Source organism: Hymenobacter amundsenii, from assembly GCF_002204745.1.
GTDB classification, from domain to species: domain Bacteria; phylum Bacteroidota; class Bacteroidia; order Cytophagales; family Hymenobacteraceae; genus Hymenobacter; species Hymenobacter amundsenii.
Window position 1 is genome coordinate 15,792 of the sequence record NZ_NIRR01000012.1, and the last position, 13,007, is coordinate 28,798.

Genomic DNA, 13,007 nt, shown 5'->3' on the forward strand with positions numbered 1-13,007 from the left:
AACGAAGGACTACGGCTGGGTAAGCTGCATTTCCATACCCGATTGGAAGTACAGGTTTAGTTGGCTTTCAGAACCAGTACGCGAACGACGCAACCGCGTTACGAGGGCCCGGGTTTGCCCTTGGCCTAACGCCAATTCAAGGTAAGGGCGGTTAAGCAGCGTATCACGCTGCACCAGCCACTGCCCCTGGTCCTGCAGATCGGGTCCCTGTACCTGTACCCGGCCGGGCTCCAGGGCCAAGCGCTCAGCGAGAGCCAGCACGCTACCCGGGTCGGTCTGGTTAAGCACCCGGCTCGCTACCTGCCACACCCCCGTCAGAAACTCGTCGGGGAGCTGCTGCAGATTCACGTCGAATAAAGCGTCGGACATAAAGGTGGAAAAAAGTATAGGCGCCGCCCTAGCAAATCTAAGACCGCTAAGGCCTCAAAGACAATTAAAAATAAAAATAATTCAGCGCCGGATATCCAACCAACCTGAATCACAGAGGAAAGCCTTAATAGCAGAAAAGCTCCCTAGCTTGTGCTGGGGAGCTTCTTAAGCAATTTACCGCCAAGCATGACGGAGCTAAAATAATTACTGCAGAGGAGGAGGGATTCGAACCCCCGGAGGTTTAACCCTCAACGGTTTTCAAGACCGTCGCAATCGACCACTCTGCCACTCCTCTGTAAGGCAATCAGAAGTTAAGCACTAAAAGTTAAAAACGTCGACAAAGCCCCTAAACGGGAGTCTTTAGCGGCATTTTCAACTTTTAATTCAAAAACAGTAGAGAAGGGGGGATTCGAACCCCCGATACCGTTGCCGGTATAACGGTTTTCGAAACCGTCGCATTCGACCACTCTGCCACCTCTCTATAAGGTCCCAACGGTGTGCTTTGGGATGGCAAAAGTAAAGACGATTTGGAAATGAACAAGGTGTCGGACGAAAAAAAACTCACACCCGTTGTTTATCGCCTCACAATCAGGCACTAACTATTTTGGTGGGTTTGTCGGTAGCCGGCCGGCGCGTGCGGCTTAAGAAGCCTAGGCGCTTGAAGCCCCCTGTCACGGCGTCGATGCTCACATTCACTTCAAAGCCCAGAATCAGGGTCATACATACGAAATCGAGCCAGACCATGAAGCCCACCAGCGTGCCCACCGAGCCGTAAAAATGGTTGTAGCTGTCGAATATCTTGACGTAGAGTATGAACAGAAACGACACCAGGAAAATGAGCAGCGTGGCCACAACAGCTCCCACCGACACGAAGGGCCATTTATCGTGCACGGGCGGCACGTAGTAGTAAATCAGGCTGGTGGTGAGCAGGAACAGAAATACCACCGAGCCGTAGCGCAGGATGGCCGTTAGCTGGTCGGTCATGCCTTCGGGCACTATCTCCTGGTACACTAATGCATCAATAATATAGGTGCCAAAGAAAATACCCGTTACGGCAATCAGCAGCACTGAAGAGAGCACCACGGTGAGCAGCGTGGCAATAACGCGCTTACGGATATAAGTGCGCTTTTTGAAGTTTGGGTACTTCTTCTCAAAGGCGTCGAGCAGGGCCATGATGCCGTTGGAGCTGAGCACCAGGGCCGTAGCAAAACCAAACGAGAGCAGTCCGCCGTGCTGGATGGTCACCACGTCTTCAATGGTACCCGAAATGGCCCGGTACATTTCCCGCGGAATCAGGTCGGAGAGAAACTGCAGAATGTCTACGTCGAGGTTGGGTACCGGAATCCAGGGGATGAGGGTGAACAGGAAGATGATAGTAGGAAAAATGGCGATGGTGAAGTTGAAGGCCATGTAGCTGGCCCGTTTGGCAATACCATCGAGCTTGATTTCCTGCAGCAACTGCACCACCACATCATACACCGAGGCGCGGCCGTGGGCAAAGCGCAGCCGCTTCAGCCACACAATGAACCGCCGGTACGAGCGGCGGCGGCGCACATCGGGTAAATGATACCGGCGGACGGGGAATTTCACCTTTTAGCGTTTATAAGTGGAGACGTGTATAAGTTAGAAAGTTACGGATTGGTTGGGAACCATCCAGCCGTCCTGACGAAGAAAGGACCCGGTAAAAAGCCAGCCAGTGCCCTCCTACCAAGTCCTTTCTTCGTCACGACAGCCAATAATTACCCGCCCTGACCTCCAAACCCGGCTTTTTTTAACTCAGAAACGCGGCCGGGGCCGGGGCATCGGTGGGGGAGTTGGGCGGGGTGAGCGGGCCAGCGGTTTCGTCGTCGCTAAAATAAGGGGCCAGCCGGGCAGCAATATCGGCCGGGATGGGCACAGGGCGGCCGGTTTTCATGCTCACGAATACCATCAGGGTGTGGCCCTCGGTGAGTAGCACCTGGTCCTCATTGTAGATTTCGTACTCGAACAGAATCCGGCTCCCTTCGGCGGGTTGGCGCAACAGCAGGCGCACGGTCAGCAGGTCGTCGTAGCGGGCGGGGCGGCGGAAGCGGGTCCGGATTTCGCCCACCGGCATACCTACGCCCTCGGCCTCCAGGGCCTTGTAGCTAATGCCTAACTGCCGGAATGCCTCGGTGCGGCTCACCTCAAAATAAGCCGCGTAATTGCCGTGGTACACGTAGCCCATCTGGTCGGTTTCGGCGTACCGAACGCGGATTTTGGTGTCGGAAGAGTACATATTCTGGTTTTTGGTGGGTGGTTTCTGGTTTTAGGATTCTGTTCAAATTCACGGGTAGCCAAAAACCACCCACTAAAAACCAAGAATCTACTTCATGATTCCGGCCCGGCTCAGGGCAGCTTGGTAGCGACGGGCGTTTACAAGGTGCTCTTGCTCGTTGCGGGCGAAGGCGTGGTAGCCGCTGAAATCGTCCTTGGCGCAGAAGTAGAGGTACTGGTGGCTTTCGGGGTTAAGCACAGCGTCGATGCTGGCGATGCTAGGCAGGTTGATGGGGCCAGGCGGCAGGCCGCCGTACTTATAGGTGTTGTAGGGCGAGTCCTTGGCCAAGTGTACGTTAAGTACCCGCTTGATGGTAAAATCATGGTTGGCATACACCACCGTGGGGTCGGCTTGGAGCTTCATACCACGCTGGAGGCGGTTTAGATACACGCCCGCCACCCGGGGCCGCTCGTCGGCGTGCTGCTGCTGCTCGGCCTCCACAATGCTGGCCAGCGTGCTTACTTCGGCCCGGCTCAGGCCCAACTCCTTGCGCTTAGCATCGCGGGCGGGCGTCCAGAATTTGTCGTACTCCTTCTTCATGCGCTGCATGAGGTTCTCGGCCGACGTGTTCCAAGCCAGCTCGTAGGTGTTCGGGATGAACATCGTCAGGATGCTGGTCGTGTCGAAACCAAGGCTTTTGGTATACTGGGGCGACGTCAGCAGGCTGTCGAACTGGCCGGGACGGGCGTCGACGGTAGCGGCCAGCTTGCGGGCCAGATCTTCGCGCAGCCGGATGTTCTGGAACGTCAGGCGTAGCGGCAACCGGTTGCTGCCGGTGCGCAGGTCGTTGATGAGCTGGCGGTTGGTGTAACCATCCTTGAGCTCGTAGCGGCCGGGCTTTACCAGCTGTTCGTACTTCAGCAGGCGGGCCACGAAGTGCAGGCTGAGCTTGTCCACAACCACGCCACTGGCGTCAATCGAGTCGAGCACGGCTTTGGCCGACTCGCCCCGGCGCACCGTCACGTAGGTGGCCCGGCCCTTGGTTTCGATGTTGGGCGTGAAGAAAACCTGGTAGAAGTAATAGGAGAACGTGATGAGCACGAGCCCGAAAATGCTGGTCATGTAAGCGAAGCGCTTACGGCTGCGGTCAGCTTTGGCCTTGTACTCTTCGATGCGGGATGTAGCCATTTGATAGGATGGATGAACACAACGGAAACCTGGGTACCCCAGGAGCAGGCAGCCTGCCCCACTAAATTGGGCCCTTCGGGGCCGACAAAAGTACGTGGTTTCCGCGGCCGGGCCTACGCTTTGGCTTTTGACGGACGCGCGGGCGTTACGGGTTGGTCATCAGGCATTTCTTCCGCCATTCGGACACTGCTCCTCGACCTTGCGGGCGGCTATGGCCGGCTTTCAGGGTGGCGGCCAGCATCGGGAGCAACGCCTCCTCCCCTATCCCCCATGGCCATTAAGCCTTTCAGGGCAGTGCACCCTCAGTAATTAGTGAGTTTGGCAACCCCAACGGAGTTTTTACCGAAAACAGTAGCACCTTGTACGCCGTGCGTGTACCTTGACGCCTCCCGGCCCAGCTGGTGCCGGGCCTGTTTTGCTCACTCAACCCTATTTCTGCCTATGTCTGCCACCCTGCTCCGCATCCACCCCGATAATCCACCTCTCAACCGCATTCAGCAGGCCGTGGAAATCATCCGTAAAGGCGGCGTTATCATCTACCCCACCGATACAGTATATGGCATTGGGTGCGACATTCACAATGCCAAAGCGGTGGAGCGGGTATGCCGCATTAAAGGCCTCAACCCCGAGAAAGCCAACCTTAGCTTTATCTGTCACGATTTGTCGCATATCAGCGACTATGCCCACGGCATCACTACGCCCATCTATAAAGTGCTGAAGCGGGCCTTGCCTGGGCCGTTTACGTTTCTGTTTGAAGCCAGCTCGAAAGCTCCCCGCCAAGGCGGCAAGCAGCGCAAAACCGTGGGCATTCGCATCCCCGACAGCCCTATTATTCTGCAGTTAGTGCGGGAGTTGGGTAACCCCATTATGAGTACCTCGGTCCGTGAAGACGAAAACACGCTGGACGAATACGTGACAGATCCCGACTTAATTTTCGAGAAATACCGCGCTATGGTCGACCTAGTCATCGACGGCGGTTTCGGCAACAACGTCCCCAGCACCATCATCGACTGCACTAACGATGACTTCGAGTTGATTCGCCAGGGTGCCGGCGACATCGAGCAGTATCTGTAGCGTTGAGACGTGAGTACAAAGAAGTGAGAGGTGAGATTTCGTGCCGATGTCCTGAATTGGGTAACGGCAGGAAGTCTCACCTCTCACTTCTTTGTACTCACGTCTCTTTTATGTTTCCAGCGGCGGTGGCTCCAGAGGTAGTCGGTGGGGCTAGCCTGGATGTCGCGCTCTAACTGGCGGGCAAATAATTCGGTGAGTTGATGCTCTTCGGGCGGAAGACGGGTCTGGCCGTCGTGGAGTTCGGTGAACGTAATGTGGTAGTGCCCCCGCCGGACCCGCTTAATGCCCACGTACACGGCTGCACACTGCAACTGGGCGGCTAGCTTATCGGCGCCGGTATAGAAGGGCGTATCCTGGTGCATGAAATCGGTCCAGTAAGGATAATCTTCGGGGCCGGCCGCCTGGTCGGAAAGCAAACTCAGGGTGCGGCCCTGCCCGCGGTGGCGCAGCAAGTCGCGCAACGTGCTGAGCATGGGCACTAGGTGGGCCCCCAGCCGATTGCGCAGCCGCAGCATAAACTCCTCGAAAAACGGATTGGTGAGGGGTTTATACACGCCCCCGGCCCGGCCCGGATACTCCAGCGCCGCCGCCGACAGAATCCATTCCCAGTTGCCAGCGTGCGAACCCAGGGTGAGCACCTGTTTATTCAGCGGAAAGAAGCGACCCAGCACTTCGGGGTTGGTAAATGTCACCCGCCGCCTTAGCTCGGCGGCTGAAATCGTGCGCAGCTTCAGAATCTCCACAATCACCTGCGCGAAATGCCAGTAGAAGCCAAGCGCAATCCGCCGAATGTCGGCCGCCGATTTATTAGGGAAGGAGTTGCGCAGATTTTCCAGCACCACCCGCCGCCGGTAGCGTACCACGTAAGCCATGAGCACGAATAGCTGGAAAGCCAGCACATAAAGCAAGGTCAGTGGTAGCTTGGCAATGACCGTTAGTAGCCAGCCCAAGGGGCGGTAATACCACGAGTAGGTGGCGGAGCGAGGCTGGCTCATTAGCGGGGCATCACGGCCCCGGCGGGCGCGTAGTTGGCAGGGTCGCGGCGCACGGCAGCCGTTTGGGAAATCAGGAGGCGGTTTTTTACGTCGCGCACCTCCACCGTCAGTTGGTAGTCGCCGGCTGGCACTTTGCTTACATCCAGCTCGCCAGTGAGTACCGTTGGGCGGCCTTCGGCACCCTGGACCAGGCCTTTGCCGCTAGCCGCGTTGGATTTGCTGGTTGTGGGCGTCAGCCGATACGTTACCGTCAGGGGCTGGCCCACGGTGGCATTGTACAGTTCGGCATAGAAAAATAGCTTGTCCTGGCCCCGGGCATACAGTCCGCCGGGGGTGCGGGTTAGGCTAAGGCCCTGGCGCATGAAGTTGTTGCCCTCAATGGCCGAGCGGCTGGCGGGCCGGCTCAGCACCACCACATCACTGGCCGCTACCTGCTTGGTTTGGTTGGCCACTACCAGCGGCTTTTCGACAATAAGCGTAGAGGCGGCCCGGTACTGGTCGCGCAACTGGCCCCGGAGCACATACTGGCCGTCGGGCAGGTTCAGGCGTTTCTGGAAGCTGATGGGGTTTTTGATGGCCGCCGTGGTATCGCGCAACACTGGCGGACGGAGCGTAATGGTTTCCTGGTAGGCAGCCGTGCCATCGGGCCGGATAGCTTCCAGCGTTACGACTGCCCCAGCCTGAAACATTTTGGGTCCCCGCCGTTGGTAGGTCAGGCGCTGGGTGGAGGCCGTGACGTACACCTCCACAATGCCGCCCTCAATGGCCACATCCTCGTTGCGGAAGCGAGCTACGTCGAGCAGCAACTGCGCTGAAGCCGAGAAGCCAGCCAGTAGCAGCAGAAATAGGAGAATTAGTCGGGAGCGTCCGTGCATTATGTCAGTTTGGCGGTATAAAGTACCGGTTGGCAGTTTATTTGAAAGGGCCATTGCCCAAGCCGGCCGCAAAATTGCGACTTTTCCGGGAGCCCGCTTTTAAGCTGATAGCTATTACGCTTCGTTTTAGGTTACAGCCCGATAGTAGTATACGTTCCACCTCACATCAGAAAGCTAACAGCCAGTAATTGGTAGTCAACAGCCCAAAAGTAGTGTCCGACCTCCTATTTGAAACCCAGTACCACCCCCCCATTGCCTTCTTCGCCGAGCTGGCCCACGCCGACGCGCTCTGGCTCGAAACCCACGACCACTACCGCAAGCAAACTTACCGCAACCGCTGCCTCATTCTCACGGCCCAGGGCATTAAACCGCTCACGGTGCCCGTAATTGATGGCAACCGCAGCGAGAAGGTCCTCAGCTCACTTATCGAAATCGACTACCGCCAAAACTGGCGCCACCAGCACTGGCGCACATTGCAAACCGCCTATGGCGGCACGCCGTATTTCGAGTATTACGCCGATTACCTACACGATATCTACCAGCAGAAGCCCGCGCTCCTCTTCGAGCTGAACTTGGCGCTGTTGCGCTTCTACTGCCGCTGCCTGCGCCTGCGGCAGCCGATTCACCTTACCAGCGGCTACCACACCGGCGAAGAAGTTGGAAGCGGCGCACCGGGACAACCAGCTACTCCAGCACCGCTCGACCGGCGCGACTGGCTGACGCCCAAGGCAACGACCGATGAGCCCGGACCTGACAGGACGTCGGTGCCGGCTTATGGGCAGCGGTTTGGTAAAGATTTTGTATCCGGACTCAGCATCTTAGACCTGCTGTTCATGCAGGGTCCGGCCGCCGGCAGTTTTCTCACGTAGTGCATACTAGCCGCCCCGAACCAACGCCCGACTCAAGCTGTTTCAGTTTATATCGGCCAAACCCGTTCCGTTAGCCCTTTTTGCGGTCGGGGTTTCCTTTTTCTTTTCTACCTTATCTGCATGGAAGCTAAATTCTCAAACAGAGTCAAGGAGGTCATCTCCCTGAGCCGGGAAGAGGCCATCCGGCTGGGGCACGACTATATCGGTACCGAACACCTCTTGCTGGGCATGATCCGCGAGGGCGAGGGTACGGCGGTTGGTCTGCTCAAAAAGCTGGGGGTTTCCGTCGAGGAGCTCAAATATGCGCTGGAACAGGCCACCCGTAACACGGCCACCCAGGGTACCAGCATCACCGGCTCTATCCCCCTGACCAAACAGACCGAAAAAGTCCTCAAGATCACGTATCTGGAGGCCAAAATCTTCAAAAGCGAAATTATCGGCACCGAGCACCTGCTCCTCTCGATTTTGCGCGATGAAGACAACATTTCGTCCCAAATTCTGAGCAAATTCAACGTGAACTACGAATCTGTGCGCGATTCGCTCGATTACCACGGTAACACGGCGAACAACCCAACCAACGGCCCCGAGGCTGACGACGACGACAACGACCGCCTCTTCGGAGGTGGCGGTGCCGGCCGCGGCAGCGCGGGTGCCACGCCTAAAAAGGGCAACGATAAATCGCGCACCCCAGTGCTCGACAACTTCGGCCGCGACCTCACCAAAATGGCCGAGGACGACAAACTCGACCCCATCGTGGGCCGCGAGAAGGAAATTGAGCGCGTAGCTCAGATTCTGAGCCGCCGCAAGAAGAACAACCCCATTCTCATCGGTGAGCCCGGCGTTGGTAAAACAGCCATTGCCGAGGGCCTAGCCCTGCGCATCATTCAGAAGAAGGTGTCGCGGGTGCTGTTCGGTAAGCGCGTAGTAACGCTCGACCTGGCTTCGCTGGTGGCTGGTACCAAGTACCGCGGCCAGTTCGAGGAGCGCATGAAGGCCGTGATGAACGAGCTGGAGAAGTCGCCCGACGTAATTCTGTTCATTGACGAGCTGCACACGATTGTGGGTGCTGGCGGGGCTTCGGGCTCACTCGACGCCTCCAACATGTTCAAGCCGGCCTTGGCCCGCGGCGAAATTCAATGCATCGGTGCTACGACGCTCGACGAGTACCGCCAGTACATTGAGAAGGACGGCGCTCTGGCCCGTCGTTTCCAGATGGTGATGGTGGACCCCACTACGCCTGAGGAAACGATTGAAATCCTGAACAACATCAAGGACAAGTACCAGGACCACCACCACGTCGTGTACACCGACAAGGCCATTGAGGCCTGCGTAAAGCTGTCGGACCGCTACATGAGTGACCGGTTCCTGCCCGACAAGGCCATCGACATTCTCGATGAGGCCGGTGCTCGTGTGCACATCAACAACATCGTGGTGCCCGAGGATATTCTCAAGCTTGAAGAGCAGATTGAGAACATCAAGGGCGAGAAGAACCGCGTGGTGAAAAGCCAGAAGTACGAGGAAGCTGCCAAGCTCCGCGACACGGAAAAGAAGCTTATTGATCAACTCGAATCGGCCAAAAAGGACTGGGAAGAGGAGACCAAGAAGAAGCGCTACACCGTGAAGGAGGAGAACGTGGCCGAGGTGATTGCCATGATGACCGGCATTCCCGTTTCGCGCGTGGCTCAGAAAGAAAGCTCCAAGCTCCTGAATATGGGCGAAGAGCTGAAGGGCAAAGTGATTGGCCAAGACAAGGCCATTCAGCAACTCGTGAAAGCCATCCAGCGGACCCGGGTAGGCCTTAAGGACCCCAAGAAGCCGATTGGTTCCTTTGTGTTCCTCGGCCCAACTGGTGTAGGTAAAACGGAGCTGGCCAAGGTGCTGGCTTCCTACCTCTTCGACAAGGAAGATTCGCTCGTGCGGATTGACATGTCGGAGTACATGGAGAAATTCAGCATCTCGCGCCTGGTAGGCGCACCTCCCGGCTACGTGGGCTACGAAGAGGGCGGCCAGCTGACGGAGAAAATCCGCCGCAAGCCGTACTCCGTGATTCTGCTCGACGAAATCGAGAAGGCCCACCCCGACGTGTATAACATTCTGCTTCAGGTGCTGGACGATGGCATTCTCACCGACGGCCTCGGCCGCAAGGTGGACTTCCGCAACACCATCATCATCATGACCTCTAACATTGGGGCGCGTGACCTGCAAGACTTCGGTGCTGGCATCGGTTTCGGTACCAAGGCCCGCCAGGAGAACATGGACGAGCTGACGAAGGGCACCATTACCAACGCCCTGAAGAAGACCTTCTCGCCCGAGTTCCTTAACCGTTTGGACGACGTGGTAGTATTCAACTCGCTGGACAAGTCGGATATCCACAAGATCATCGACATCAGCCTGAGCAAATTGCTGAGCCGCATTCAGACGCTGGGTTACAAGGTGGAACTGACCGAAGCCGCTAAGGATTTCGTGGCCGAGAAAGGCTACGACCCTAAGTACGGCGCGCGTCCGCTCAACCGGGCCATCCAGAAGTACATTGAAGACCCGATTGCCGAGGAAATCCTGAAGGCCGAAGTGGCCCAGGGCGACACTATCACCGCCGACTTCACTGAAGGCGCGGAGGAACTGGTCTTCTCGGTCAGCAAGGGCGATGGAGTGGCAATACCCATGGCCAGCGACGAGCGGCCTGAAGAAGCCCCGGAAGAAGCTCCCGACGACGAGCCTACCGACTCGAAGAAGAAGGGCGAGTAAGTATATTCGATTAATAATAAGAACGCCGGCCTCCACTGTGGGGGCCGGCCGTTCTTCGTTTATATTTCCGGTTGTTCAGCGTTACTATCGTTGTGCCTCCGGTAACTAGGGGAGTGTGCCAACGCTAGCAATTTGCTTCCTGCATCTTACTGCAACAGGAAAATCTGATAGCTGTACCCTGTACCGGGAGATAGTTGAGCAGCATATTTTACTTGCTGACCGGTTTCCTCCAGCAGCTTGAATTTCTGACCATCCAACGTCAGCTCATTCGTTATTCGGTTGATGCTGTATGCCTGGGTAACGGTCTGGGATTCGCCCTGACTGCATTTGATTGCGCCCCGGTCAATGAGTACAGTACCATCCGCCCTGAACCGGAATGTGTCGTCCTGCTCACAGCTTTGCACGGGGTAAAAGATAACATTGGCCGGATTGGTAGACGTGTTTTTATCCTGCATTCCCCGTTTCCAGGTTTTGGTGAGCAACACCTCCTGACTCTGGGGAGCCGAAGTGGTTTTCTCGCAGCCTGCGAAAACGAGCAAGGTCGACGCTGCCAGCAGCAAAAGCGGTGTTTTCATTATTACCTTCTGATTTAACTGAGTGCATTTTTCCTCAAGGTAATGACCTGCGGCAACTCCCACAACATTGGCCGATGACTTCGCCCCTGCCCAATGCAACGTCTTCGGAGCCACCAGCTGCGCCCGAATCTTGGGTGCGGCTTTTCTGGCCTTGGGCCTTATCTTTGGCTACTTAACCCTGATTACACCATTCGACTACCCCCACCCCGCATGTCCGACCCGCACGTTGACGCCCAACTAAGCCCACTCGAAGTTCTTGACCGCAAAAACCAGGAAGCCCTGCTCGGCGGCGGCCAGGCCCGCATCGATGCCCAGCACAAAAAGGGCAAGCTCACCGCCCGCGAGCGGATTGACCTGCTGTTCGACGAGGGTTCGTTCGAGGAAATCGGCAAATTCGTGATGCACCGCTCCAAGGACTTCGGCCTTGATAAGGAGTACTACCTCGGCGACGGTGTGGTGACGGGCTACGGCACCGTGCAGGGCCGGCTGGTGTACGCCTTCTCCCAGGATTTCACGGTATTTGGCGGTTCGCTAAGCGAAACCCACGCCGAGAAAATCGTGAAGATCATGGACCTCTCCATGAAGAATGGCGCGCCCGTTATCGGCCTTAACGACTCGGGCGGCGCCCGGATTCAGGAGGGAGTTGTGAGCCTGGGCGGTTACGCCGACATCTTCTACAAGAATACGCTGGCCTCGGGCGTGGTGCCCCAGTTGTCGGCCATTATGGGTCCCTGCGCGGGCGGCGCGGTGTATTCGCCCGCCATCACCGACTTCATCCTGATGGTAGAGGACACGAGCTACATGTTCGTGACCGGCCCCAATGTGGTGAAAACCGTGACCCACGAAACTGTGACGAGCGAGGAGCTGGGTGGCGCCAGCACCCATTCGGCCAAAAGCGGCGTGACGCATTTCAGCTGCGCCAACGAGGTAGCCTGCATCACCCACCTCAAGCAGCTGCTGAGCTACATGCCTCAGAACTGCGAGGAAACTGCTCCCATGCTGCCCTACGAAGCTGGCCAGGACGAAAACCGCGCCGTTCTCGACACCATCATCCCCGAAAACCCCAACCAGCCCTACGACATGCGGGAGGTGATTGAGGGCCTGATTGACGCTAACTCGTTTCTGGAAGTACACCAGAATTTCGCCGAAAACATAGTGGTCGGCTTTGCCCGGCTCGGCGGCCGCAGCATCGGCATTGTGGGCAACCAGCCGGCCGTGCTGGCCGGCGTGCTCGACATCAATGCCAGCACCAAGGCTGCCCGGTTCGTGCGCTTCTGCGACTCGTTCAACATTCCGCTGCTGGTGCTCGAAGACGTACCCGGCTTTCTGCCCGGCACCGACCAGGAGTGGCGCGGCATTATCACCAACGGCGCCAAGCTGCTCTACGCCTTTTGCGAAGCCACTGTGCCGCGTATCACCGTTATCACCCGCAAAGCCTACGGTGGGGCGTATGATGTAATGAACTCCAAGCACATCGGGGCCGACATGAACTACGCCTGGCCCACAGCCGAAATTGCGGTAATGGGCGCCAAGGGCGCGGCCGAAATCATCTTCAAGCGCGAAATTGCCGCCGCCGAAGATCCTGCCGCCAAGCTCCAGGAAAAGGTCGACGAATATCAGCAAAAATTCGCCACCCCCTACCGCGCCGCCCACCGCGGCTTTGTGGACGAGGTGATTCTACCTTCCCAGACCCGCCAGAAGCTGATTCGGGCCTTTAAGATGCTGGAAAACAAAGTGGACACCCTGCCCCGCAAGAAGCACGGCAACATTCCGCTGTAGCATAGTCTACGGAATCGATTTATGAACCCGGCAAGCCCTTACTTTGCGCCTCTCATTTTTTTATCTATTGGGTTAATGCTTTTGCTTGTTGCGCCACTTTTCACTAGCCGATTCCTGTTCAGTCTTATTCCTGACTTTATCCTAGCAATCTTTCAGTACAAAACAGCAGAGGCGAATCCTTTTTTAAGAGCAGTTCCATTTCACGTTCGTGCCATTGGAATTGCAACTATGCTGGGAGCACCTATCTCGTTGTTCAATTTAACGGCTGCCTTGGTCGTTGTGAATCTTATCGTCGTAGCTAT

The 13,007-nt window shown here is 56.9% G+C and carries 11 protein-coding genes and 2 tRNA genes; 4 read left to right on the forward strand and 9 right to left on the reverse strand.

The window, feature by feature from the left end:
* Nucleotides 1–9: 9 nt before the first annotated feature.
* From CDA63_RS09130 to mltG, 6 genes are all read right to left on the reverse strand, one after another.
* A complete protein-coding gene (locus CDA63_RS09130) occupies nucleotides 10–369 on the reverse strand; it encodes a hypothetical protein (RefSeq protein ID WP_088464150.1) in 360 nt (119 codons plus the stop codon).
* A 210-nt stretch (nucleotides 370–579) separates the two neighbouring features.
* Nucleotides 580–664, reverse strand: a tRNA-Ser gene (locus CDA63_RS09135).
* A gap of 99 nt (nucleotides 665–763) precedes the next feature.
* Nucleotides 764–850: transfer RNA gene (locus CDA63_RS09140), tRNA-Ser, on the reverse strand.
* Nucleotides 851–957: 107 nt separating this feature from the next.
* On the reverse strand, nucleotides 958–1,959 hold the full coding sequence (locus CDA63_RS09145) for a YihY/virulence factor BrkB family protein (RefSeq protein WP_088464151.1): 1,002 nt from the start codon (nucleotides 1,957–1,959) through the stop codon (nucleotides 958–960).
* 181 nt (nucleotides 1,960–2,140) lie between these two features.
* A complete protein-coding gene (locus tag CDA63_RS09150; RefSeq protein WP_088464152.1) occupies nucleotides 2,141–2,626 on the reverse strand; it encodes an acyl-CoA thioesterase in 486 nt (161 codons plus the stop codon).
* Nucleotides 2,627–2,713: 87 nt separating this feature from the next.
* Nucleotides 2,714–3,793, reverse strand: coding sequence for an endolytic transglycosylase MltG (mltG, locus tag CDA63_RS09155; protein WP_088464153.1), 1,080 nt, complete (start codon nucleotides 3,791–3,793; stop codon nucleotides 2,714–2,716).
* Between the two features lie 441 nt (nucleotides 3,794–4,234).
* Here mltG and CDA63_RS09160 point away from each other — a divergent pair, with 441 nt between their 5' ends.
* Nucleotides 4,235–4,867, forward strand: a complete 633-nt coding sequence (locus CDA63_RS09160; RefSeq protein ID WP_088464154.1) for an L-threonylcarbamoyladenylate synthase — start codon at nucleotides 4,235–4,237, stop codon at nucleotides 4,865–4,867.
* Between the two features lie 83 nt (nucleotides 4,868–4,950).
* On the opposite strand, the gene CDA63_RS09165 is transcribed toward CDA63_RS09160, so the two are convergent.
* Nucleotides 4,951–5,862, reverse strand: a complete 912-nt coding sequence (locus tag CDA63_RS09165; protein WP_088464155.1) for a lysophospholipid acyltransferase family protein — start codon at nucleotides 5,860–5,862, stop codon at nucleotides 4,951–4,953.
* A complete protein-coding gene (locus CDA63_RS09170) occupies nucleotides 5,862–6,737 on the reverse strand; it encodes a hypothetical protein (protein ID WP_088464156.1) in 876 nt (291 codons plus the stop codon). The genes CDA63_RS09165 and CDA63_RS09170 overlap by 1 nt, the downstream gene beginning before the upstream one ends.
* 212 nt (nucleotides 6,738–6,949) lie before the next feature.
* Between CDA63_RS09170 and CDA63_RS09175 the strand changes: the two genes are divergently transcribed.
* Entirely contained in the window at nucleotides 6,950–7,606 is a 657-nt protein-coding gene (locus CDA63_RS09175) for a WbqC family protein (RefSeq protein WP_088464157.1), read from the forward strand.
* Between the two features lie 120 nt (nucleotides 7,607–7,726).
* Nucleotides 7,727–10,351: an ATP-dependent Clp protease ATP-binding subunit gene (locus CDA63_RS09180; RefSeq protein WP_088464158.1), complete on the forward strand. Its 2,625-nt coding sequence runs from the start codon at nucleotides 7,727–7,729 to the stop codon at nucleotides 10,349–10,351.
* 146 nt (nucleotides 10,352–10,497) lie between these two features.
* On the opposite strand, the gene CDA63_RS09185 is transcribed toward CDA63_RS09180, so the two are convergent.
* Nucleotides 10,498–10,926 (reverse strand): hypothetical protein, encoded by a 429-nt coding sequence (locus CDA63_RS09185; protein ID WP_126546794.1) that lies wholly within the window; start codon nucleotides 10,924–10,926, stop codon nucleotides 10,498–10,500.
* A 210-nt stretch (nucleotides 10,927–11,136) separates the two neighbouring features.
* Here CDA63_RS09185 and CDA63_RS09190 point away from each other — a divergent pair, with 210 nt between their 5' ends.
* Complete coding sequence (locus CDA63_RS09190) at nucleotides 11,137–12,705, forward strand: acyl-CoA carboxylase subunit beta (RefSeq protein WP_088464160.1); 1,569 nt, start codon at nucleotides 11,137–11,139, stop codon at nucleotides 12,703–12,705.
* The last annotated feature ends 302 nt before the right edge of the window (nucleotides 12,706–13,007 follow it).